Raw genomic sequence first — 21,360 nt, forward strand, 5'->3', positions numbered from 1 at the left:
GTTTTTTTGTCTGTCTGAAAGCGTTCAGTCGGATTGCCGGGCTTTTGTAGTGAGCGTGCGGTGCGACGATTCGACAAGCCCGCTCACACAGGAGGCAGTGGTAATTTTGGGGCACACACAAAAATGCCCCGTACCTTTCGGTACGGGGCATTTCTTAACTGTTTCACAACCTGGGTTGCGTTGCAGTTGTTACCACTTAGGCTGCAGCAGGAACGCTCAGAGCCTTGATGTGGCCATTCAGGCGGCTCTTATGACGAGCGGCCTTGTTCTTGTGGATGATGCCTTTATCGGCCATACGGTCGATAACTGGCACAGCCAGAACGTAAGCAGCTTGGGCTTTTTCAGCGTCTTTGGTGTCGATGGCTTTAACTACATTCTTGATGTAGGTACGAACCATGGAACGCAGGCTGGCGTTGTGGCTGCGACGCTTCTCAGCCTGTTTTGCACGTTTTTTGGCGGAAGGTGTGTTGGCCACCGTCGAGCTCCTCGAAAGACTTTTTAGGAAATAGCAAACAAAATAGGCCGCGAATCATGCCGATCACTTGATGTGTTGTCAAGAGCGGCTGATGCGAACTGCTGAGTGGTCGATCTGAAGAGGCGGGTGATTTATTTCCGGCGCTTGACCTGTAAACTCGCGAGCTTTGGCTCTGTGCTGTTGCAGGCGCGCAGTATCGCATAAGTGGGCGCTTCTTTCGCCTGCTGTTTATCTATAGGCGCAAACTCTTTCAATGAATCTGCTCAAATCGCTGGCCGCCGTCAGCTCTATCACAATGATCTCCCGGGTTTTGGGGTTTGTGCGTGACACCCTGCTGGCGCGCATTTTCGGCGCCAGCATGGCCACGGATGCCTTCTTTATTGCCTTCAAATTGCCCAACCTGTTGCGGCGGATCTTCGCCGAAGGCGCGTTTTCCCAGGCGTTCGTGCCCATCCTGGCGGAATACAAGACCCTGCAGGGAGAGGAAGCGACGCGCACCTTTATTGCCTATGTCTCGGGCCTGTTGACCCTGGTGCTGATGCTGGTGACCGTGCTCGGCATGCTTGCTGCTCCCTGGGTCATCTGGGCCACGGCCCCGGGTTTCGCCAATACGCCGGAAAAATTCGCGCTGACCACTGACCTGCTGCGCGTGACCTTTCCTTATATATTGCTGATCTCCCTTTCATCGCTGGCCGGGGCGATCCTCAATACCTGGAACCGCTTCTCGGTGCCGGCCTTCGTGCCGACCCTGCTGAACGTCAGCATGATCATCTTCGCGCTGTTTCTCACGCCGTACTTCGATCCTCCTGTGATGGCGCTGGGCTGGGCAGTGCTGGCCGGCGGCTTGGCGCAATTGCTCTACCAACTGCCCCACCTGAAAAAGATCGGCATGCTCGTGTTGCCGCGCCTGAACCTCAAGGACACAGGCGTCTGGCGCGTGATGCGCAATATGCTGCCGGCGATCCTCGGCGTCTCAGTCAGCCAGATTTCCCTGATTATCAACACGGCGTTCGCTTCGCTGCTGGTGTCCGGCTCGGTGTCGTGGATGTACTACGCCGATCGCTTGATGGAATTGCCGTCCGGCGTGCTCGGCGTGGCGCTGGGCACGATTTTGCTGCCGACCCTGGCGCGCACCTATGCCAGCAAGGACCGCCAGGAATACTCGCGCATCCTCGACTGGGGCCTGCGCCTGTGCTTCGTGTTGGTACTGCCATGTGCCCTGGCCCTGGGGATTCTGGCGGAGCCGCTGACCGTGTCGCTGTTTCAATACGGCCAATTCGATGCCCACGATGCATTGATGACGCAGTACGCACTGGTCGCCTATTCCGTAGGGTTGCTCGGCATTATCGTGATCAAGGTGCTGGCCCCAGGCTTCTACGCCCAGCAAAACATTCGTACACCGGTGAAAATCGCGATTTTCACGCTGATCGTCACGCAACTGCTCAACCTGGTATTTATCGGCCCGCTGGCCCATGCCGGCCTGGCGCTGGCGATCAGTGTCGGTGCGTGCATCAATGCCGGGCTGTTGTTTTACCAGCTGCGCAAGCAGCAAATGTTCCTGCCGCAGCCCGGTTGGGGCCTGTTTGCCCTCAAATTGCTGGTAGCGGTGGCGGTGATGTCGGCCGTGCTACTGGGCTTGATGCACTATATGCCCGCATGGGACGAGGGCCAGATGCTGCAACGCTTTATGCGCCTTGGCGTGCTGGTAGTCGCCGGCGTGGCGGTGTACTTCGGGATGTTGCTGCTGCAAGGCTTCCGCCTGCGGGATTTCAATCGCAAGTCACTGAGCTAGAGAGTTTGTCGCAATAAAACGGTTGTTTTATCGATTCGATCCATTTGGCCTGTGCTGTTGCCTGTCGTCCGGAGCCGGGTGTGGTTATAATCGACCACTTTATGAGCAAGAAGCGCGTTATGCAGCTGGTTCGAGGTCTCCACAACCTGCGCCCTGGACATCGGGGCTGCGTCGCCACTATTGGCAACTTTGACGGTGTTCACCGTGGTCACCAGGCTATCCTGGCCCGGCTGCGCGAGCGTGCAGTCGAGTTGGGCGTGCCCAGCTGCGTGGTGATTTTTGAGCCGCAGCCGCGTGAATACTTTACCCCCGAGACAGCGCCGGCGCGTCTTGCCCGCTTGCGGGACAAGCTGCAATTGCTGGCTGAAGAAGGTGTGGACCGCGTCCTTTGCCTGGCTTTCAACCAGCGCTTGCAAGGCCTGAGCGCCGCCGAGTTTGTCGAACGCATCCTGGTCGATGGTCTGGGCGTGCAGCATTTGGAGGTCGGTGACGACTTCCGCTTTGGTTGCGACCGCGTCGGGGATTTCGATTTCCTGCAACAGGCCGGCGCCAACCAGGGGTTTACCGTCGAAGCCGCGCAAACCGTCGAACTGGATGGCCTGCGCGTGAGCAGTACCCAGGTGCGTAACGCCCTGGCCGCTGCCGACTTCGCCTTGGCCGGGCGTTTGCTCGGTCGCCCGTTCCGCATTGCCGGTCGGGTCCTGCACGGCCAGAAGCTGGCGCGCCAATTGGGCACGCCAACCGCCAACGTGCAACTCAAACGTCGTCGTGTGCCGCTGACCGGGGTGTATCTGGTGAGCGTCGACATCGACGGCCAAGCGTGGCCGGGAGTCGCCAACATAGGCGTCAGGCCCACGGTTGCAGGTGATGGCAAGGCCCACCTGGAAGTTCACCTTTTGGATTTTGCCGGTGATCTGTATGACCGGCGTTTGACGGTGGTTTTCCACCAGAAGCTGCGTGAAGAGCAGCGTTTCGCCTCCCTTGAGGCGTTGAAAACGGCGATCAATGCGGATGTCGCCGCCGCCCGTGCACTAGCCGCACCTAGCGCCCATCGCTAACCGAAGAGCCTTAAATGACCGACTATAAAGCCACGCTAAACCTTCCGGACACCGCCTTCCCAATGAAGGCCGGCCTGCCACAGCGCGAACCGCAGATCCTGCAGCGCTGGGACAGTATTGGCCTGTACGGAAAGTTGCGCGAAATTGGCAAGGATCGTCCGAAGTTCGTCCTGCACGACGGCCCTCCTTATGCCAATGGCACGATTCACATCGGTCATGCGCTGAATAAAATTCTCAAAGACATGATCCTGCGCTCGAAAACCCTGTCGGGCTTCGACGCGCCGTACGTCCCGGGTTGGGACTGCCACGGCCTGCCGATCGAACACAAAGTCGAAGTGACCTACGGCAAGAACCTGGGCGCGGATAAAACCCGTGAACTGTGCCGTGCCTACGCCACCGAGCAGATCGAAGGGCAGAAGTCCGAATTCATCCGCCTGGGTGTGTTGGGCGAGTGGGACAACCCGTACAAGACCATGAACTTCAAGAACGAGGCCGGTGAAATCCGCGCCTTGGCCGAAATCGTCAAAGGCGGTTTCGTGTTCAAGGGCCTCAAGCCTGTGAACTGGTGCTTCGACTGTGGTTCGGCCCTGGCTGAGGCGGAAGTCGAGTACGAAGACAAGAAGTCCTCGACCATCGACGTGGCCTTCCCGATCGCCGAAGACGCCAAGTTGGCCCAGGCTTTCGGCCTGGCAAGCCTGAGCAAACCGGCTGCCATCGTGATCTGGACCACCACCCCGTGGACCATCCCGGCCAACCAGGCGCTGAACGTGCACCCGGAATTCACCTACGCCTTGGTAGACGTCGGTGACCGCCTGCTCGTGCTCGCTGAAGAAATGGTCGAGGCTTGCCTGGCGCGTTACGAGCTGCAAGGTTCGGTGATCGCCACCACCACCGGCTCTGCGCTGGAACTGATCAACTTCCGTCACCCATTCTATGACCGCCTGTCGCCGGTGTACCTGGCTGACTACGTCGAACTGGGTTCGGGTACTGGCGTTGTTCACTGCTCGCCTGCCTATGGTGTGGACGACTTCGTGATCTGCAAGAAGTACGGCCTGGTCAACGACGACATTATCAACCCGGTGCAGAGCAACGGCGTCTACGTGCCGTCGCTGGAGTTCTTCGGCGGCCAGTTCATCTTCAAGGCCGACCAGCCGATCATCGAAAAGCTGCGTGAAGTCGGTGCGCTGATGCAAACCGCCACCATCCAGCACAGCTACATGCATTGCTGGCGCCACAAGACTCCGCTGATCTACCGCGCCACCGCGCAGTGGTTCATCGGCATGGACAAAGAGCCGACCCGCGGCGACACCCTGCGTAACCGCGCGATCAAGGCTATCGAAGAAACCAAGTTCGTCCCGGCCTGGGGCCAGGCGCGCCTGCACTCGATGATCGCCAATCGTCCGGACTGGTGCATCTCCCGCCAGCGTAACTGGGGCGTGCCGATCCCGTTCTTCCTGAACAAGGAAAGCGGCGAGCTGCACCCACGTACCGTTGAACTGATGGAAATCGTCGCCCAGCGCGTTGAACAGCAAGGTATTGAAGCCTGGTTCAAAATGGACGCCGCTGAACTGCTGGGTGATGAAGCGCCGCAGTACGACAAGATCAGCGACACCCTCGACGTGTGGTTCGACTCCGGCACCACCCATTGGCACGTCCTGCGCGGCTCACACCCCATGGGCCACGAGACTGGCCCGCGTGCCGACTTGTACCTGGAAGGTTCGGACCAACACCGTGGCTGGTTCCACTCGTCGCTTCTGACCGGTTGCGCCATCGACGACCATGCGCCGTACCGCGAACTGCTGACCCACGGCTTCACCGTCGACGAGACGGGCCGCAAGATGTCCAAGTCGTTGAAGAATGTGATCGAGCCGAAAAAGATCAACGACACCCTGGGCGCCGACATCATGCGTCTGTGGGTAGCGTCGACCGACTATTCGGGCGAGATCGCCGTGTCGGATCAGATCTTGGCTCGTAGCGCCGATGCCTACCGCCGTATCCGAAATACCGCACGCTTCCTGCTGTCAAACCTGACCGGTTTCAACCCGGCCACCGATATCCTGCCGGCCGAGGACATGCTCGCCCTGGACCGTTGGGCTGTGGACCGTACCCTGTTGCTGCAGCGTGAGTTGCAGGAGAGCTACGGCGAATACCGCTTCTGGAACGTCTATTCGAAGATCCACAACTTCTGCGTGCAGGAACTGGGTGGTTTCTACCTCGACATCATCAAGGATCGCCAGTACACCACTGGCGCCAACAGCAAGGCACGCCGCTCGGCGCAGACTGCGCTGTATCACATCAGCGAAGCGCTGGTGCGCTGGATCGCGCCGATCCTGGCGTTCACCGCCGACGAACTGTGGGAATACCTGCCGGGCGAGCGTAACGAGTCCGTGATGCTCAACACCTGGTACGAAGGCCTGACCGAACTGCCGGCCGACTTCGAACTGGGCCGCGAGTATTGGGAAGGTGTAATGGCCGTCAAGGTTGCGGTGAACAAGGAGCTGGAAGTGCAACGTGCGGCCAAGGCTGTCGGTGGCAACCTGCAAGCCGAAGTCACGCTGTTTGCCGAGGAAGGCCTGACCGCCGACCTGGCCAAGCTGAGCAACGAACTGCGCTTCGTGCTGATCACCTCCACCGCGAGCCTGGCACCGTTTGCCCAGGCTCCGGCAGACGCGGTTGCCACCGAAGTCCCGGGCCTCAAGCTCAAAGTGGTCAAGTCGGCCTTCGCCAAGTGCGCCCGTTGCTGGCACTGCCGTGAAGACGTCGGCGTGAACCCGGAGCATCCGGAAATCTGCGGTCGTTGTGTCGACAACATCAGCGGTGCTGGTGAGGTTCGCCACTATGCCTAATGCCGGTCGTTTCGGACGTCTGGGCTGGCTCGTATTGAGCTTGCTGGTGCTGGTCATTGACCAGATCAGCAAGGCTCATTTCGAGGGCACTCTGGAAATGTTCCAGCAGATCGTAGTCATCCCGGATTACTTCAGCTGGACCCTGGCCTACAACACCGGCGCGGCCTTCAGCTTCCTCGCTGAAGGAGGCGGCTGGCAGCGCTGGCTGTTCGCCATGATCGCGGTGGTGGTCAGTGCGGTGCTGGTAGTGTGGCTCAAGCGTCTTGGTCGCGATGACACCTGGTTGGCGATCGCCTTGGCTCTGGTGTTGGGTGGCGCGCTAGGCAACCTGTACGATCGCATTGCCCTGGGCCATGTGATTGACTTCATCTTGGTGCATTGGCAGAACCGTTGGTACTTCCCAGCGTTCAATTTTGCCGACAGCGCCATCACCGTCGGTGCAATCATGCTGGCGTTGGACATGTTCAAAAGTAAGAAAACCGGAGAGACCGTCAATGACTGATCAGGTATTGGCTGAGCAACGCATCGGCCAGAACACGGAAGTCACCTTGCATTTCGCACTGCGCCTGGAGAATGGCGACACGGTCGACAGCACGTTCGACAAAGCCCCGGCTACCTTCAAGGTGGGCGACGGCAACCTGCTGCCGGGTTTCGAAGCGGCCCTGTTCGGCTTCAAGGCGGGTGACAAGCGTACCCTGCAGATCCTGCCGGAAAACGCCTTTGGCCAGCCTAACCCGCAAAACGTGCAAATCATCCCGCGTTCGCAGTTCCAGGGCATGGACCTGTCGGAAGGCCTGCTGGTGATCTTCAACGATGCGGCGAATACCGAGCTGCCCGGCGTGGTGAAAACCTTCGATGACGCGCAAGTGACCATCGACTTCAACCACCCGCTGGCCGGTAAAACCTTGACCTTTGACGTTGAAATCATCGACGTTAAAGCGCTCTGACCGAGGACGCGGTTAAAAATGTGGGAGGGGCGGTGCGACGTTTCGACTTGCTCGCGAATGCGCTCTGTCAGTTATGCATATGTCGACTGACCCACCGCTTTCGCGAGCAAGCCCGCTCCCACCTTTGATCTTCATTGTCAGTTGAGTTAGCGTCAAACTTGACCCTAAGTGGCTGCAAGACACGAGGCACAGCATGCAAATCAAACTCGCCAACCCCCGTGGCTTCTGCGCTGGTGTGGACCGGGCGATCGAAATCGTCAATCGCGCCCTGGAAGTCTTCGGGCCGCCGATTTACGTGCGCCATGAAGTCGTCCACAACAAATTCGTGGTCGAGGACCTGCGCGCGCGTGGTGCCATCTTTGTCGAAGAGCTGGACCAGGTGCCGGACGACGTAATCGTCATCTTCAGCGCCCACGGTGTTTCCCAGGCCGTGCGTACCGAAGCGGCAGGCCGTGGCCTGAAAGTCTTCGATGCCACCTGCCCGTTGGTCACCAAGGTACACATCGAAGTCGCGCGCTACAGCCGTGACGGTCGAGAGTGCATCCTGATCGGCCATGCCGGCCACCCGGAAGTTGAAGGCACCATGGGCCAGTACGATGCCAGCAATGGCGGGGCTATCTACCTGGTCGAAGACGAAAAGGATGTTGCCAATCTTCAGGTGCAAAACCCTGAACGCCTGGCGTTCGTGACCCAGACCACTTTGTCCATGGACGACACCAGCCGTGTTATCGACGCGCTGCGCAGTCGCTTCCCGGCCATTGGCGGGCCGCGCAAGGACGACATCTGCTACGCCACCCAAAACCGGCAGGACGCGGTCAAGCAACTGGCCAATGAATGTGACGTGGTCCTGGTGGTCGGCAGCCCTAACAGCTCCAACTCCAACCGCCTGCGTGAGCTTGCTGAGCGCATGGCAACCCCTGCGTACCTGATCGACGGCGCCGAAGACATGCAGCGCAGCTGGTTCGATGGCGTCGGGCGCATTGGTATCACGGCGGGCGCTTCGGCCCCGGAAGTGCTGGTGCGCGGCGTTATCCAGCAGTTGCATGCGTGGGGGGCCACCGGTGCGGACGAACTGGCTGGGCGCGAAGAAAACATCACGTTCTCCATGCCCAAGGAGCTGCGGGTTCGCTCGCTGCTCTAATTACCCGGGTGCCGGAGTAGCTCCGGCACAATGCCTGCTCGGCACGGTCGCTGCGCAGGCTGATGCGCCCGCTGGGCGCCAGTACGATCTGATACAAGCTCTGTGGCTGCTCCGAGTTGCACACATGCACAGTACCTGCACGAAATCCTCCCCCTGAAAATATTGGCTCGCCCAGCCTGCTGAAGCGCACCTGGTTCTTGAGCGGGCCATTGCCGACGATCGGTACCTTCCCGCTGTCCTGACGCTCCAGCAATACCGGGTTTTTATCGTCCAAGTGGCCGCGTCCGCTCTCATCCACGATCACCCGCCAACCCCGGCTCCAGTCGTCGTCCAGCGCGTGAATGACCACCGCTCGGTTGCGTGCGACGGCTTCGGTGCGTGCGTAGCGCAGCCCTCCCGCTAAGGACTGTGCCGCGCTATGTCTTTGCTGTGACTCCAGCAGGCTCTTGAAACTGGGCACTGCCAGGTTAGCCAGGATGCTGCTCACGATCAGTCCGAGTAGCAGTTCAATCAGGGTGAAACCTCGTTGTTGCATATGCCATCCCTCCATGGATTTGAGTACAGCCATAGGTATAGCGCCCGTGCTGTGGTGCTGGATGGTGGCCTTTATGTCCAAAGTATTTCGCTTTGTTCCGGGAGCAGCGCGGGCGAAAAACCGACGCTAGTCTTGGGCCGTACAGCAGATTTCAGCTGCTTTTTTCTGGCCTTCGACACGGATGACGACGGTAATGCTTGCCTGCCCAAACACCCGCTTTTCCCACGCCTTAGCGCGGCATCAGCTCGGCATGACGCTGATCGAGGTGTTGGTTGCGGTGCTGATTCTCACCATCGGGCTGTTGGGTGCGGCGGTGATCCAGCTCAATGCGCTGAAATACACCGACAGTTCCAGGATGACCAGCCAGGCCAGTTTCATTGCCTACGACATGCTCGACCGAATCCGCGCCAATTCCGCTGCCGACTACGCATGGGAGCGGTCCGAGCATGCCCCGGCGAGCAGCGCTACCGCCAGTGTACGCGACCAGGACCTGCATGATTTCGAGGCTAATATTCTCGGCTTCGCTGGGGATAGCGCGAAGGGCGTGGTGTCGATCAGTGCAAACGAAGCCACTGTCCGTATCAGTTGGGATGACAGCCGAGGCGCTATCAGCCCGGGTGCTCGGGAAACATTCATTCTGACCAGTCGCGTCAGTGATAAGCCGGGGGTGACGCAATGAGGCATCGCACTCGAGGTTTCAGCTTGGTGGAATTGCTGTTGGCTTTGGCGATGGGCTTGGTGCTCGTGCTAGGGGTCAGCCAGGTGGCGATCAGTTCCAGGACCACCCACGACAGCCAGCAGGCCGCCATGATGCTGCAGGATGATGCGCGGTTCTTGCTGGGCAAGATGACCCAGGATATCCGTCAGGCGGGCATGTTTGGCTGTTTGGCCGCGGAGTTTATCGACAACGCTCCTCCGGCCTTTGATCGGCCTGTCAGTTGGAGTGCCGGGGCGGGTGCAAAGTCGCTGACGCTGGTGACCGCGGATGTCGGCAATGAGAGTGGCAAACCCGATTGGACGGTGCTATCTGACTGCACAGGCAGCGCCCAAGCGTATGCCGGAAATTCCCCTGTGCCTGCACCCGGACAGATCCGTTTTGCACTGCGCCAGCTCACGTACATCTTCGAAACAGGCCAATTAAAGGTCAGCACGCCTGCGGCACCCGCCAAGACAGTGCTGGTGGATAACGTGCAGGCTTTTGATATCAGCTTTGGCGTGGTGGCCAAAGCCGCATCAACGGAGGTAGTGCGCTACGACTCGAGTCCCGCCGATGTATCCCTGATACGCAGTGTTCGCATCCTGATGACGCTGCGAGATCCGGCCGAACGGGTTAAAGATCAAACCTACAGCGTCGTGGCGGCGCTGCGAAACCGTCTGGGGTAAGCCACCATGATGCTCACGGAGGGTATTCGTTTGCGCCAGGCGGGCATGGTTCTGCTGACCAGTCTGGTGTTCCTGTTGCTGGTGTCGCTGATCGGTTTGTCGTCGATGCAAGGCGCAGTCACCCAGCAAAAGATCGCCGGTAGTCTCTGGCAGCGCAATCAGTCGCTGCAAAGTGCCGAGAGTGGCTTGAGGCGCGGTGAACAGGCCATACAGCAGTCATTCGCGGCGCTGCCGTTGTGCCAGTCGATGGTTGCCTGCGCGCCGCCGCAAGCAGCATTGTCAGTGGTCGGAGCGGGAGTGGACCCCGTTTCTGGCGTCATCTGGGTTGCGCTTAAGGGCGGTGTATACGGCATTCAATTCCTGGGCCCTGCAGTAGGGGTGGCCCATTTACCGCCGCAAACCCGCGCTGCGGTGTATCGAGTGACAGCTGTGGGGCTGAGCGGCCAATTGCGCACGGTGCTCGAGAGCGTCTACGTACGGGTGGACGAGGAGGGTGGCTCGCGTTTTCGGCGTGTGGCATGGCGGCAACTTCAATAAGGAGCAATGTAATGGGCATGGATAGCCAGGGTTTCACCCTGATCGAGTTACTGATCGCTGTGGCGCTCATCGCGGTTCTCGCTGGGATCGCTTATCCCGGATACACCGGCCATATGAAAAAGGTGTATCGCGCTGAAATCGTCGCGTTGTTGACCGAGCAAGCTCAACACTTGGAGCGCTTTTATACGAGGAATGGCACTTTTATTGACGCGAACGGCGTCAGTGCGGGCAATGATCGCTATAGAATCAGCGCTGCATTGAACCCTCAGGATTTCCAGTTAGTGGCTACGCCTGCTGTCGACTCGATAATGGTCGGCGACCCTTGCGGCGACTTCAGCCTGACCAGCACCGCTGCGCGGTCCAATCCGGGCGCGGCGCCGGACATGTCGCGCAAGCTGTGCTGGGGGCAATAATGAGGGTGCTGGATGATTGGGCGCCGGGTGCGCTTGTTCCTATTTATCGGCTGGATCAAATCATGGCAGAGCAACAGCAGGTAGTGATAGTCGGTGGCGGGGTCATCGGCTTGTTGACGGCGTTCAACCTGGCGACCCAAGGGCAAGCGGTGGTGCTGCTGGAGCGTGCGGGGTTGGGGCAGGAGTCTTCCTGGGCGGGCGGCGGGATTGTTTCGCCGCTGTATCCGTGGCGCTATAGCCCGGCAGTCACCGCGCTGGCGCATTGGTCCCAGGATTTTTATCCACAGTTGGCAGAGCGTTTGTTTGCTGCGACGGGTGTCGACCCTGAGGTGCACACCACTGGGCTGTACTGGCTGGACCTGGACGACGAAGCCGAAGCCTTGGCTTGGGCTGCACGTGAAGGCCGGCCATTGAGCAAAGTGGATGTATCAGCCGCCCATGATGCCGTTCCGGTGCTGGGCAGCGGGTACTCCCAGGCGATCTACATGGCCAACGTCGCCAATGTGCGCAACCCGCGCCTGGTCAAATCCCTCAAGGCTGCACTGCTGGCGTTGCCCGGTGTGACCCTGCATGAACAGTGTGAAGTAACCGGGTTTGTCCTGGACGCTGGCAATGTGGTGGGCGTGAAGACGGCCGATGGCCCGATCTTCGGTGATCAGGTCGTCCTTGCGGCGGGCGCCTGGAGCGGTGAGTTGCTGGGCACGCTGGGCTTGGCGCTACCGGTGGAACCGGTCAAAGGCCAGATGATCCTGTACAAATGCGCTTCGGACTTCCTGTCGAGCATGGTCCTGGCCAAGGGGCGATATGCGATCCCTCGGCGTGACGGGCATATCCTGATCGGCAGTACGCTGGAGCATGAAGGCTTCGACAAGACCCCTACTGAAACAGCGCTGGAAAGCCTCAAGGCGTCAGCGGTTGAGTTGATTCCTGCCTTGGCGGACGCCGAGGTTGTTGGGCACTGGGCCGGATTGCGCCCAGGTTCGCCGGAAGGGATCCCTTACATCGGCCGCGTGCCGGGCTTCAACGGGTTGTGGCTCAACTGCGGGCATTACCGCAACGGCCTGGTGCTTGCGCCGGCGTCCTGCCAATTGTTTGCTGACTTGCTGCTGGCGCGTACGCCGATCATCGACCCGGCGCCTTATGCGCCTGAGGGGCGGATCAGCGCTGGATAGACGTCGGCCCCTGCTCAAGATGCGCCTGGGTGCAATACCACTCCTGGCGCGAGCTCAAGGCGCGATCCTGCGGCAGGTGCACGCCGCAGTGGGCGCAGCGCACCATCAAGGCGGCGTCGGGCTCACTGGCGCGTTGCTGTTTGGCGGCCGGGCTTTTGAATTTGCGCCAGAACCATACTGCAGCGGCAATGACGGCAATCCAGAACAGTAGACGAAGCATGATGGGCAGTTTCTCGACAAGGAATGCGCCAGTTTAGCCAAGGACGTGCCAGGCGCACAGCGCAATAATACCGCTCACAAAAAAGGAGCCTCGAAAGGCTCCTTCTTGATGACGCAGGGTGCAATCAGTCAAACACACCAAAGGTCATGTAGCTGAACCATGAGCGGTCCTGGTTGTTGCCCAGGGCCTGTGGCTCTTCCTCTTCGATCACGTCGCCGTTCTCGTCATGCGGCTTGAGGTCCGAAGGGATAGCGTCCTTGGCGTCCTGGTACTGCTTGATCACGTCCTGGTTGGCGCGGGTTTCGCCCGGCGGCAGCGGTGGACGGGACTCGATCAGGCCCAGGGTGTACTTGCTCAGCCACGAACGGTTGTCGGCTTCGGCAACCTGAGGTACGAACTGGCCATCTTTCAGGCTCGGGTGATCCGGGTAGTTGAGCTTCAGGGTTTCCAGGCTGGTGCTGGCCAGTTCGTCCAGGTGCAGACGCTGGTAAGCCTCGGTCATGACCGCCAGGCCGTCACCGACGGAAGGGGTTTCCTGGAAGTTCTCGACAACATAACGGCCACGGTTGGCGGCAGCTACATAGGCCTGACGGGTCAGGTAGTAGTGAGCCACATGTATCTCGTAGGAGGCCAGCAGGTTGCGCAAGTAGATCATGCGCTGCTTGGCGTCCGGCGCGTAGCGGCTGTTGGGATAGCGGCTGGTCAGCTGCGCGAACTCGTTGTAGGAGTCGCGGGCAGCGCCCGGGTCACGCTTGGTCATGTCCAGCGGCAGGAAGCGCGCCAGCAGGCCAACGTCCTGGTCGAACGAGGTCAGGCCCTTCATGTAGTAGGCGTAGTCGACGTTCGGGTGCTGCGGATGCAGGCGGATAAAACGCTCGGCGGCGGACTTGGCAGCTTCCGGCTCGGCGTTCTTGTAGTTGGCGTAGATCAGCTCGAGCTGAGCCTGGTCGGCGTAGCGCCCGAACGGATAACGCGACTCCAGTGCCTTCAGCTTCGCTGTGGCGCTGGTGTAGCTATTATTGTCCAAGTCTTTCTGAGCCAGTTGGTACAACTCGACTTCGCTCAGGTTTTCGTCGACGACTTCCTTTGTTGACGAGCAAGCAGCAGTCATGGCGAGGATGGCGATCAGCAGCAGGTGTTTCACTTGCATGGCGGCTTGCGTCCCTATGACGGCCGCTGTCTTGGGCGGGGCCGTCCTGTTATGATGAGCGCCCCGTTGAAAGCCTCGGGGCAAAAGACGCCGTATTTAACCACAAGCGCGCAGCCGAAACCAAAGGCTGTGCCACGCCTAGTCTGAGCATGTCCGATAAAATTGAACTTCGCGCAGAGGTGCCGTCCGAATTGGGCGGCCAACGCCTCGATCAAGTCGCCGCACAATTATTCGCTGAGCACTCGCGCTCGCGCCTTTCCGCCTGGATCAAAGACGGCCGCCTGACTGTGGATGGAGCGGTTATCCGCCCGCGAGACACAGTCCATGGCGGTGCGATTCTTGAGCTGACTGCCGAGCAGGAAGCCCAGGGAGAATGGGTCGCCCAGGACATTGAGCTGGACATCGTCTATGAAGATGACGACATCCTGGTCATCAACAAACCCGCAGGCCTGGTGGTTCATCCGGCTGCCGGGCACGCTGACGGCACTTTGCTCAATGCCTTGTTGCACCACGTGCCGGACATCATTAATGTCCCGCGCTGCGGCATCGTGCACCGTCTGGACAAGGACACCACCGGCTTGATGGTGGTGGCCAAGACCATTCAGGCGCAGACGCAGTTGGTCACACAATTGCAAAGCCGCAGCGTCAGCCGAATCTACGAGTGCATCGTGATCGGCGTGGTGGTGGCAGGTGGCAAGATCAACGCCCCGATCGGTCGTCACGGCCAACAGCGCCAGCGTATGGCGGTGATGGAGGGCGGCAAGCAAGCTGTCAGTCATTACCGTGTACTTGAGCGTTTCCGCTCCCACACGCATGTGCGGGTCAAGCTGGAAACCGGCCGCACGCACCAGATTCGCGTGCACATGGCGCACATCAACTTCCCGTTGGTCGGAGATCCGGCCTACGGCGGTCGCTTCCGTATTCCGCCGGCGGCCAGTGTGACAATGGTTGAATCGCTTAAATCCTTCCCGCGCCAGGCACTGCATGCACGCTTCCTGGAGTTGGATCATCCGACGAGCGGTAAGCGGATGAGCTGGGAATCGCCTCTTCCGGACGATCTGGTCTGGTTGTTGTCGCTGCTCAAGCAGGATCGCGAGGCATTTATCGGATGAGTGACTGGCTGATTCCTGACTGGCCTGCGCCGGCTCAGGTGAAGGCCTGCGTCACCACTCGTGCAGGCGGCGTCAGTCTAGCGCCGTTCGACAGCCTCAACCTGGGCGATCATGTCGAGGACAGCCTGGACGCCGTCCTGGAAAATCGCCGTCGGCTTACCGATGCCTTCGTTATACAGCCGGCTTGGCTGCGCCAAGTCCACGGTATCAAGGTGGTCGAGGCCGACCCTGGCCAGACTGCCGAAGCCGATGGCAGTTGGACAAGCACTCCAGGCATTGCCTGTACCGCAATGACTGCTGATTGCCTGCCCGCGTTGTTCTGCAACCGCGCCGGCACCCGTGTGGCGGCTGCCCATGCCGGTTGGCGCGGGTTGGCGGCAGGCGTGTTGGAAGCTGCTCTCGACAGCCTGGACGCCGAACCCGCTGACGTGTTGGTCTGGCTCGGCCCGGCCATTGGCCCACATGCCTTCGAAGTCGGCCCTGAAGTGCGTGAAGCCTTTATGCAGCAACTGCCGATTACCGCCAAAGCCTTTGTGCCCAGCCGCACCCCCGGCAAGTTCATGGCCGACATCTATCAGTTGGCCCGTCTGCGCCTTGCCGCGCGGGGTGTCACGGCTGTTTACGGTGGCGGTTTCTGCACGGTGACCGATCCACGCTTCTTTTCTTACCGCCGCAGTTCGCGCACCGGTCGGTTCGCCTCCCTTATCTGGCTCGAGCGCTAGACTCTTCTGATCTGCGTCAACTACCCGTAGCTTGAATCTCCCAGAATCGACCGCATCTATAGGGGTATCTGGCAGGTTTCTTCATTCAGGATGTTTTATAGCTCCGGCCTGCTCAAAAGGAAGGTGACTAATGCGTATTGATCGTTTAACCAGCAAATTGCAGTTGGCCTTATCAGACTCCCAATCCTTGGCGGTGGGCCTTGACCATCCGGCCATTGAGCCTGCGCACCTGATGCAGGCACTTCTGGAACAGCAAGGTGGTTCTATCAAGCCCTTGCTGATGCAGGTGGGCTTTGACGTCAACAGCTTGCGCAAGGAGTTGAGCAAAGAGCTCGACCAACTGCCGAAAATCCAAAACCCGACCGGCGACGTGAATATGTCCCAGGACTTGGCGCGTCTGCTCAATCAGGCAGACCGTCTGGCCCAGCAGAAAGGCGACCAGTTCATTTCCAGTGAGCTGGTGTTGCTCGCCGCGATGGACGAGAACAGTAAGCTTGGCAAATTGTTGCTGGGCCAGGGCGTGAGCAAGAAGGCCCTGGAAAACGCCATCAACAACCTGCGTGGCGGTGACGCGGTAAACGACCCTAACCATGAGGAGTCGCGTCAGGCCCTGGATAAATACACTGTCGACCTGACCAAGCGTGCCGAAGAGGGCAAGCTTGACCCGGTGATCGGCCGTGACGATGAAATTCGTCGCACTATCCAGGTGCTGCAACGCCGCACCAAGAACAACCCGGTGCTGATCGGTGAGCCTGGTGTGGGTAAGACCGCGATTGCCGAAGGCCTGGCTCAGCGCATTATTAATGGCGAAGTGCCAGACGGCCTGAAAGGCAAGCGCCTGCTGTCCTTGGATATGGGGTCGTTGATTGCAGGTGCCAAGTTTCGCGGTGAGTTCGAAGAACGCCTCAAATCCCTGCTTAATGAACTGTCGAAGCAGGAAGGGCAGATCATTCTGTTTATCGACGAATTGCACACCATGGTCGGCGCCGGTAAAGGTGAGGGGTCCATGGATGCCGGCAACATGCTCAAGCCTGCCTTGGCGCGGGGTGAGTTGCACTGCGTCGGTGCTACCACGCTCAACGAATATCGCCAGTACATCGAAAAAGACGCCGCCCTTGAGCGTCGCTTCCAGAAAGTGCTGGTGGAAGAGCCGAGCGAAGAAGATACCATCGCGATCCTGCGTGGCTTGAAAGAGCGCTACGAGGTTCACCACAAGGTGGCGATCACCGACGGCGCGATCATTGCAGCGGCCAAGTTGAGCCATCGCTATATCACTGACCGTCAGTTGCCGGACAAGGCCATCGACTTGATCGACGAAGCGGCCAGCCGTATCCGCATGGAAATCGATTCCAAGCCGGAAGTACTCGACCGTCTGGATCGGCGTCTGATTCAACTGAAAGTCGAGTCCCAGGCCCTTAAGAAAGAAGAAGACGAAGCGGCGAAGAAGCGTCTGGAAAAACTTCAGGAAGAAATCGTGCGTCTGGAGCGCGAGTATTCCGACCTGGAGGAAATCTGGACCTCGGAGAAAGCTGAAGTGCAGGGTTCTGCGCAGATCCAGCAAAAGATCGAGCAGTCCCGCCAGGAACTGGAAGCTGCGCGTCGTAAAGGCGACCTGAACCGCATGGCCGAGTTGCAATACGGGGTGATCCCGGACTTGGAGCGCAGCCTGCAGATGGTCGATCAGCACGGTAAAAGCGAGAACCAGTTGCTGCGCAGCAAGGTGACCGAGGAAGAAATTGCCGAAGTCGTTTCCAAGTGGACCGGCATTCCGGTGTCGAAGATGCTCGAAGGCGAGCGCGACAAATTGTTGAAAATGGAAAGCCTGTTGCACCAGCGCGTCATTGGTCAGGAAGAGGCCGTGGTGGCGGTGTCCAACGCAGTACGGCGTTCCCGTGCCGGGTTGTCCGACCCGAATCGCCCAAGTGGTTCGTTCATGTTCCTCGGCCCGACCGGCGTGGGCAAGACCGAGCTGTGCAAAGCCTTGGCCGAGTTCCTTTTTGATACCGAAGAAGCCATGGTGCGGATCGATATGTCCGAATTCATGGAGAAGCACTCGGTGGCTCGCTTGATCGGCGCCCCACCAGGCTATGTGGGCTACGAGGAGGGCGGTTACCTGACCGAAGCCGTGCGGCGTAAGCCTTACTCGGTGATCCTGCTGGATGAGGTCGAGAAGGCGCACCCGGATGTGTTCAACATCCTGTTGCAAGTGCTGGAAGATGGCCGCCTGACGGACAGTCACGGGCGTACCGTGGACTTCCGCAACACGGTGATCGTGATGACCTCCAACCTGGGCTCGGCGCAGATCCAGGAGCTGGTAGGTGATCGTGAGGGCCAGCGCGCTGCGGTAATGGATGCATTGACCACGCACTTCCGTCCGGAATTCATCAACCGGGTCGACGAAGTGGTGATCTTTGAGCCTCTGGCACGTGACCAGATCGCGGGTATCACCGAGATCCAGCTGGGCCGTCTGCGCAGCCGTCTGGCTGAGCGCGAACTGTCGCTGGAGCTGGGCAGTGACGCGTTGGAGAAATTGATCGCGGTCGGTTACGACCCGGTGTATGGGGCACGGCCGTTGAAACGTGCGATCCAGCGCTGGATCGAGAACCCGCTGGCCCAGTTGATTCTGTCGGGTAGCTTCATGCCGGGCACCAGCGTCACGGCGACTGTGGAAAACGACGAAATCGTCTTCCACTGAGCCCAGGCTGTTGGCTGATAAGACAAGGCCTCGCATTGCGGGGCTTTTTTTTTCGATAGGGCGTTGAACTGTAAGGCAAAGGCTTGTAAAGTGCGCCCCGCAGCAACGTCAGCCCACGGGTTTCTTCTCCCCAAGAAGAAATCAGAAACAAGCGCAAATCATTGTCTTAAAAGCAATTTAAAGGGTTGACAGGGGTTTTTAAGATTGTAGAATAGCGCGCCTCAGACACATGAACGTAGCGATACGGGAAAGTCGAAGAGAAGGTTACACCGCAGTAAAAATGCTTTGAAATAAGTAACACTTTGAAATATGTAGTTCCGTGATAGCTCAGTCGGTAGAGCAAATGACTGTTAATCATTGGGTCCCAGGTTCGAGTCCTGGTCACGGAGCCAATTTCAAGCCGGGGTATAGCGCAGTCCGGTAGCGCGCCTGCTTTGGGAGCAGGATGTCAGGAGTTCGAATCCCCTTACCCCGACCATATTTGGGTCGTTAGCTCAGTTGGTAGAGCAGTTGGCTTTTAACCAATTGGTCGTAGGTTCGAATCCCACACGACCCACCATTTTTGAGACCAGTTAACGCTGGAATCAGATCTTAAGATCAGAGGCCAAAAGCACTGATCGAAGAAGGCGACTGAAAGGTCGCCTTTTTATTACCGGGGTATAGCGCAGTCCGGTAGCGCGCCTGCTTTGGGAGCAGGATGTCAGGAGTTCGAATCCCCTTACCCCGACCATATTAAAAATCCTCGTGTCGAAAGATGCGGGGATTTTTTTTGCGCGCAAATCCTGACTCAGCGCAAAATAAATGTGGGAGCGGGCTCCCACATTTACCAGATCCCATCCGAGGCCGTGTTGTTAGTGCAACTTCAGGCGTGGCTCGGTGCCTCGGCCGATTTTGCTGCCCAGCATCAGCATCGCCGTACGGAAGAAACCGTACAGCGCCATCTGGTGCATCCGGTACAGCGACACGTAAAACATCCGCGCCAACCAGCCTTCCAGCATCACGCTGCCAGTGAGGTTACCCATCAAGTTACCCACCGCCGAGAACCGCGATAGCGAAATCAGCGACCCATAGTCGGTGTACTTGTACGACGGTAGGTCCTTGCCTTCAATGCGCAGCTTCAGCGATTTTGCCAGCAGCGACGCCTGTTGGTGAGCCGCCTGGGCCCGTGGCGGTACGTTGCGGTCGGTGCCCACTTGTGGGCAAGCAGCGCAGTCACCAAAGGCGAAGATGTTTTCGTCGCGTGTGGTTTGCAGCGTCGGCAACACTTGCAGCTGATTGATACGGTTGGTTTCCAGGCCGTCGATATCCTTGAGGAAACCTGGTGCGCGAATGCCAGCGGCCCACACCTTGAGGCTGGCTGGAATCACTTGGCCGCTGCTGGTGATCAGGGCGTCGGCCGTCACTTCACTGACCGCCGAGTTAGTCAGCACCGTCACTCCGAGCTTTTCCAGGGTTTTATGCACAGGCCCGCCGATACGCTCCGGCAGGGCAGGCAACACCCGTGGCCCGGCTTCGATCAGGGTGATGTGCATGTTTTCCGGCTTGATGCGGTCCAGGCCATAGGCGGCCAACTCTTGGGCGGCGTTATGCAGCTCTGCGGCCAGTTCGACGCCGGTCGCACCGGCGCCGACGATGGCGACGCTGATTTTTTCCACCACATCGGTCTGCCCGGCATGGGCACGCAGGTAATGGTTGAGCAATTGCTGGTGGAAGCGCTCGGCCTGCTTGCGGGTGTCGAGGAACAGGCAGTGTCGCGCTGCGCCTTCGGTGCCGAAGTCATTGGTGGTGCTGCCGACCGCGATCACCAGGCTGTCATAGCCGAGCACGCGTGCGGGCACCAGCTCACGGCCTTCTTCATCAAGAGTGGCGGCGAGCTGGATCTTCTTTTGTTCACGGTCAAGCCCGCTCATGCGCCCTAGTTGGAACTCGAAGTGGTTCCATTTGGCCTGGGCGACATAATTGAGTTCGTCCTCCGAAGAGTTCAGCGAACCTGCGGCCACTTCGTGCAGCAAGGGCTTCCAGATATGGGTCAGGTTGGCGTCCACCAGCGTGATGCTGGCGGTGCCATGCTTGCCCAGAGTCTTACCCAGGCGGGTAGCCAACTCCAGGCCGCCGGCGCCGCCGCCGACGATAATAATACGATGGGTCATGGGGATATCTCGCAAGGCTAAAAGAAATCTGAGCGGTTACCCCCGCGAGCGCCAGGCAGCTCATAGCGTCAGGTAACTCAAAAGGCGACTCAACAGGCCGAGGCCGATCACCACTACAAGCACCACACAGAGGAGCAGCCATGGCCGGAAAGGCTTGCGCTCGACTCGGTGTTGGGAGAGTTGCAGATACTCTTCGACATGCTGTTGGTCATCGGGGTTCAGGCGGCTGGTCATAAAGGCCTCGTCAGGTAGACGTTGCAAAAGGGCGCCACGTTACAGTCCGGGGGCTCAGAGGCTGATGCCCACGTCGAACACTATGCTGCGGCCCAGGTTGTTGCGCAAGAAATCCGGCGCGTCCGGGTGTGCGAACAGCACCCGTGCAAAGGTCGGCCCCACCAGTGACAGCGAGCGCCAGCCCTGGCGCAGGTATTCCGTCGGTGGCGGGAAGTGGCTGTTAAGGTCGAGTACTTCGCGCTTGAGACTGGAGAATGCGACGATATCCAGCTCCCCCAGGTCCATGCCGCGCTCTTTATAGTTGTGGGCCTTTTTGCGCAGCGTGGGCGCCAAGCGCATTAAAAACTCATGGGCCGGAATGCGTCGCGGCTTGGCTTCACGTCGTACCAGTTGGCTCAGGGAGAAAGCGCTGCGGCGGCGCAGCAACTCGTCACGCCATTCGTCGTTCAGGCGACGGCCTTCATCCAGTACAAAAAACACTTCGAAACTGGCGTCGCGAAACAGCACGTCCGGCGGTTCTTGCCCCGCGGCGTGAAACTCTTCAGTCCGGTAGGGCACGTTCAAGCCTTGTAGCAGGCGCTGGCAGACCCAACGCTCACGCTCCCACTTGCGGGCATTGGACAGGAAAGCGTTGGCTTGTTCGGCCGCCACGGTGAGCAGACGCAAGTAATCTGAGTCATCCATAGGTAGCAGCTTAGCGCTCAAATCATGACCGCAGGAAGTCCCGCTGTAAAAGCTCGGTGTAGACTGGTCACTCGATCGTCAAATCGTACTTTAG

Annotated in this window: 21 protein-coding genes and 4 tRNA genes; 18 read left to right on the forward strand and 7 right to left on the reverse strand. The window is 59.3% G+C overall.

All coding sequences use genetic code 11. The annotated features are described in order from the left end of the window. Window positions 1–196: 196 nt before the first annotated feature. The gene (gene rpsT, locus AACY08_RS04715; protein WP_003188401.1) at window positions 197–475 is read right to left on the reverse strand and encodes a 30S ribosomal protein S20; all 279 of its coding nucleotides are present in this window, start codon (window positions 473–475) and stop codon (window positions 197–199) included. A 253-nt stretch (window positions 476–728) separates the two neighbouring features. Here rpsT and murJ point away from each other — a divergent pair, with 253 nt between their 5' ends. From murJ to ispH, 6 genes are all read left to right on the forward strand, one after another. Further along, on the forward strand, window positions 729–2,267 hold the full coding sequence (gene murJ / locus AACY08_RS04720; RefSeq protein WP_339468371.1) for a murein biosynthesis integral membrane protein MurJ: 1,539 nt from the start codon (window positions 729–731) through the stop codon (window positions 2,265–2,267). Window positions 2,268–2,386: 119 nt separating this feature from the next. Further along, window positions 2,387–3,325, forward strand: coding sequence for a bifunctional riboflavin kinase/FAD synthetase (gene ribF / locus AACY08_RS04725; RefSeq protein WP_339468372.1), 939 nt, complete (start codon window positions 2,387–2,389; stop codon window positions 3,323–3,325). Window positions 3,326–3,339: 14 nt separating this feature from the next. Then, window positions 3,340–6,171, forward strand: a complete 2,832-nt coding sequence (gene ileS / locus AACY08_RS04730; RefSeq protein ID WP_339468373.1) for an isoleucine--tRNA ligase — start codon at window positions 3,340–3,342, stop codon at window positions 6,169–6,171. Next, window positions 6,164–6,673, forward strand: coding sequence for a signal peptidase II (gene lspA, locus AACY08_RS04735; RefSeq protein ID WP_339468374.1), 510 nt, complete (start codon window positions 6,164–6,166; stop codon window positions 6,671–6,673). The genes ileS and lspA overlap by 8 nt, the downstream gene beginning before the upstream one ends. Window positions 6,674–6,680: 7 nt before the next feature. After that, window positions 6,681–7,118: an FKBP-type peptidyl-prolyl cis-trans isomerase gene (locus AACY08_RS04740; RefSeq protein ID WP_179678478.1), complete on the forward strand. Its 438-nt coding sequence runs from the start codon at window positions 6,681–6,683 to the stop codon at window positions 7,116–7,118. Between the two features lie 193 nt (window positions 7,119–7,311). Beyond that, window positions 7,312–8,259 (forward strand): 4-hydroxy-3-methylbut-2-enyl diphosphate reductase, encoded by a 948-nt coding sequence (gene ispH / locus AACY08_RS04745; protein WP_339468375.1) that lies wholly within the window; start codon window positions 7,312–7,314, stop codon window positions 8,257–8,259. Here the strand turns inward: ispH and AACY08_RS04750 are convergent. Then, complete coding sequence (locus AACY08_RS04750; protein ID WP_339468377.1) at window positions 8,213–8,794, reverse strand: GspH/FimT family pseudopilin; 582 nt, start codon at window positions 8,792–8,794, stop codon at window positions 8,213–8,215. The two genes, ispH and AACY08_RS04750, sit on opposite strands and share 47 nt — an antisense overlap. Window positions 8,795–8,987: 193 nt before the next feature. On the opposite strand from AACY08_RS04750, the gene pilV reads away from it, so the two are divergent. The 5 genes from pilV (at window position 8,988) to thiO (ending at window position 12,299) form a co-directional block, all read left to right on the forward strand. Next, window positions 8,988–9,473, forward strand: coding sequence for a type IV pilus modification protein PilV (pilV, locus tag AACY08_RS04755; RefSeq protein ID WP_339468378.1), 486 nt, complete (start codon window positions 8,988–8,990; stop codon window positions 9,471–9,473). Next, a complete protein-coding gene (locus tag AACY08_RS04760) occupies window positions 9,470–10,177 on the forward strand; it encodes a PilW family protein (protein ID WP_339468379.1) in 708 nt (235 codons plus the stop codon). Before pilV ends, AACY08_RS04760 begins: the two co-directional genes overlap by 4 nt. 6 nt (window positions 10,178–10,183) lie before the next feature. Next, window positions 10,184–10,714: a pilus assembly PilX family protein gene (locus AACY08_RS04765; RefSeq protein WP_339468381.1), complete on the forward strand. Its 531-nt coding sequence runs from the start codon at window positions 10,184–10,186 to the stop codon at window positions 10,712–10,714. 11 nt (window positions 10,715–10,725) lie between these two features. Continuing rightward, window positions 10,726–11,127, forward strand: coding sequence for a type IV pilin protein (locus AACY08_RS04770; protein WP_339468669.1), 402 nt, complete (start codon window positions 10,726–10,728; stop codon window positions 11,125–11,127). A 62-nt stretch (window positions 11,128–11,189) separates the two neighbouring features. Further along, window positions 11,190–12,299, forward strand: coding sequence for a glycine oxidase ThiO (gene thiO / locus AACY08_RS04775; protein ID WP_339427182.1), 1,110 nt, complete (start codon window positions 11,190–11,192; stop codon window positions 12,297–12,299). Here thiO and AACY08_RS04780 read toward each other — a convergent pair. Both AACY08_RS04780 and AACY08_RS04785 read right to left on the reverse strand, forming a co-directional pair. After that, on the reverse strand, window positions 12,286–12,519 hold the full coding sequence (locus AACY08_RS04780; protein WP_339419518.1) for a PP0621 family protein: 234 nt from the start codon (window positions 12,517–12,519) through the stop codon (window positions 12,286–12,288). The genes thiO and AACY08_RS04780 overlap by 14 nt on opposite strands. 124 nt (window positions 12,520–12,643) lie before the next feature. Then, a complete protein-coding gene (locus AACY08_RS04785; RefSeq protein ID WP_339468382.1) occupies window positions 12,644–13,669 on the reverse strand; it encodes an outer membrane protein assembly factor BamD in 1,026 nt (341 codons plus the stop codon). A 149-nt stretch (window positions 13,670–13,818) separates the two neighbouring features. Between AACY08_RS04785 and rluD the strand changes: the two genes are divergently transcribed. From rluD to AACY08_RS04820, 7 genes are all read left to right on the forward strand, one after another. Further along, on the forward strand, window positions 13,819–14,781 hold the full coding sequence (gene rluD / locus AACY08_RS04790) for a 23S rRNA pseudouridine(1911/1915/1917) synthase RluD (RefSeq protein WP_049710064.1): 963 nt from the start codon (window positions 13,819–13,821) through the stop codon (window positions 14,779–14,781). Further along, a complete protein-coding gene (gene pgeF / locus AACY08_RS04795) occupies window positions 14,778–15,503 on the forward strand; it encodes a peptidoglycan editing factor PgeF (protein ID WP_339468383.1) in 726 nt (241 codons plus the stop codon). The genes rluD and pgeF overlap by 4 nt, the downstream gene beginning before the upstream one ends. A gap of 130 nt (window positions 15,504–15,633) precedes the next feature. Beyond that, window positions 15,634–18,198, forward strand: a complete 2,565-nt coding sequence (clpB, locus tag AACY08_RS04800) for an ATP-dependent chaperone ClpB (protein WP_065875161.1) — start codon at window positions 15,634–15,636, stop codon at window positions 18,196–18,198. Window positions 18,199–18,514: 316 nt separating this feature from the next. After that, a tRNA-Asn gene (locus AACY08_RS04805) sits at window positions 18,515–18,590 on the forward strand. Window positions 18,591–18,599: 9 nt separating this feature from the next. After that, a tRNA-Pro gene (locus AACY08_RS04810) sits at window positions 18,600–18,676 on the forward strand. Window positions 18,677–18,681: 5 nt separating this feature from the next. Beyond that, window positions 18,682–18,757, forward strand: a tRNA-Lys gene (locus tag AACY08_RS04815). Window positions 18,758–18,851: 94 nt separating this feature from the next. Then, a tRNA-Pro gene (locus AACY08_RS04820) sits at window positions 18,852–18,928 on the forward strand. A gap of 121 nt (window positions 18,929–19,049) precedes the next feature. Here AACY08_RS04820 and AACY08_RS04825 read toward each other — a convergent pair. Genes AACY08_RS04825 through AACY08_RS04835 form a run of 3 tightly spaced genes read right to left on the reverse strand, consistent with a single transcriptional unit; the run spans window position 19,050 to window position 21,266 of the window. Continuing rightward, the gene (locus tag AACY08_RS04825) at window positions 19,050–20,348 is read right to left on the reverse strand and encodes an NAD(P)/FAD-dependent oxidoreductase (protein ID WP_339468384.1); all 1,299 of its coding nucleotides are present in this window, start codon (window positions 20,346–20,348) and stop codon (window positions 19,050–19,052) included. A 60-nt stretch (window positions 20,349–20,408) separates the two neighbouring features. Next, entirely contained in the window at window positions 20,409–20,582 is a 174-nt protein-coding gene (locus tag AACY08_RS04830; RefSeq protein ID WP_339417395.1) for a DUF3094 family protein, read from the reverse strand. A 54-nt stretch (window positions 20,583–20,636) separates the two neighbouring features. Beyond that, the gene (locus AACY08_RS04835; protein WP_339417397.1) at window positions 20,637–21,266 is read right to left on the reverse strand and encodes a DUF1780 domain-containing protein; all 630 of its coding nucleotides are present in this window, start codon (window positions 21,264–21,266) and stop codon (window positions 20,637–20,639) included. Window positions 21,267–21,360: the final 94 nt, after the last annotated feature.

Origin of the sequence: Pseudomonas sp. EL_65y_Pfl1_R83 (assembly GCF_963970695.1) — a bacterium.
GTDB lineage: Bacteria > Pseudomonadota > Gammaproteobacteria > Pseudomonadales > Pseudomonadaceae > Aquipseudomonas > Aquipseudomonas tritici.

Coding starts and splice junctions, on each gene's coding strand:
- murJ (WP_339468371.1), top strand. CDS start 729: ATGAATCTGCTCAAATCGCTGGCCGCCGTCAGCTCTATCACAATGATC.
- ribF (WP_339468372.1), top strand. CDS start 2,387: ATGCAGCTGGTTCGAGGTCTCCACAACCTGCGCCCTGGACATCGGGGC.
- ileS (WP_339468373.1), top strand. CDS start 3,340: ATGACCGACTATAAAGCCACGCTAAACCTTCCGGACACCGCCTTCCCA.
- lspA (WP_339468374.1), top strand. CDS start 6,164: ATGCCTAATGCCGGTCGTTTCGGACGTCTGGGCTGGCTCGTATTGAGC.
- ispH (WP_339468375.1), top strand. CDS start 7,312: ATGCAAATCAAACTCGCCAACCCCCGTGGCTTCTGCGCTGGTGTGGAC.
- AACY08_RS04750 (WP_339468377.1), bottom strand. CDS start 8,794: ATGCAACAACGAGGTTTCACCCTGATTGAACTGCTACTCGGACTGATC.
- pilV (WP_339468378.1), top strand. CDS start 8,988: ATGCTTGCCTGCCCAAACACCCGCTTTTCCCACGCCTTAGCGCGGCAT.
- AACY08_RS04760 (WP_339468379.1), top strand. CDS start 9,470: ATGAGGCATCGCACTCGAGGTTTCAGCTTGGTGGAATTGCTGTTGGCT.
- AACY08_RS04765 (WP_339468381.1), top strand. CDS start 10,184: ATGATGCTCACGGAGGGTATTCGTTTGCGCCAGGCGGGCATGGTTCTG.
- AACY08_RS04770 (WP_339468669.1), top strand. CDS start 10,726: ATGGGCATGGATAGCCAGGGTTTCACCCTGATCGAGTTACTGATCGCT.
- thiO (WP_339427182.1), top strand. CDS start 11,190: ATGGCAGAGCAACAGCAGGTAGTGATAGTCGGTGGCGGGGTCATCGGC.
- AACY08_RS04780 (WP_339419518.1), bottom strand. CDS start 12,519: ATGCTTCGTCTACTGTTCTGGATTGCCGTCATTGCCGCTGCAGTATGG.
- AACY08_RS04785 (WP_339468382.1), bottom strand. CDS start 13,669: ATGCAAGTGAAACACCTGCTGCTGATCGCCATCCTCGCCATGACTGCT.
- rluD (WP_049710064.1), top strand. CDS start 13,819: ATGTCCGATAAAATTGAACTTCGCGCAGAGGTGCCGTCCGAATTGGGC.
- pgeF (WP_339468383.1), top strand. CDS start 14,778: ATGAGTGACTGGCTGATTCCTGACTGGCCTGCGCCGGCTCAGGTGAAG.
- clpB (WP_065875161.1), top strand. CDS start 15,634: ATGCGTATTGATCGTTTAACCAGCAAATTGCAGTTGGCCTTATCAGAC.
- AACY08_RS04825 (WP_339468384.1), bottom strand. CDS start 20,348: ATGACCCATCGTATTATTATCGTCGGCGGCGGCGCCGGCGGCCTGGAG.
- AACY08_RS04830 (WP_339417395.1), bottom strand. CDS start 20,582: ATGACCAGCCGCCTGAACCCCGATGACCAACAGCATGTCGAAGAGTAT.
- AACY08_RS04835 (WP_339417397.1), bottom strand. CDS start 21,266: ATGGATGACTCAGATTACTTGCGTCTGCTCACCGTGGCGGCCGAACAA.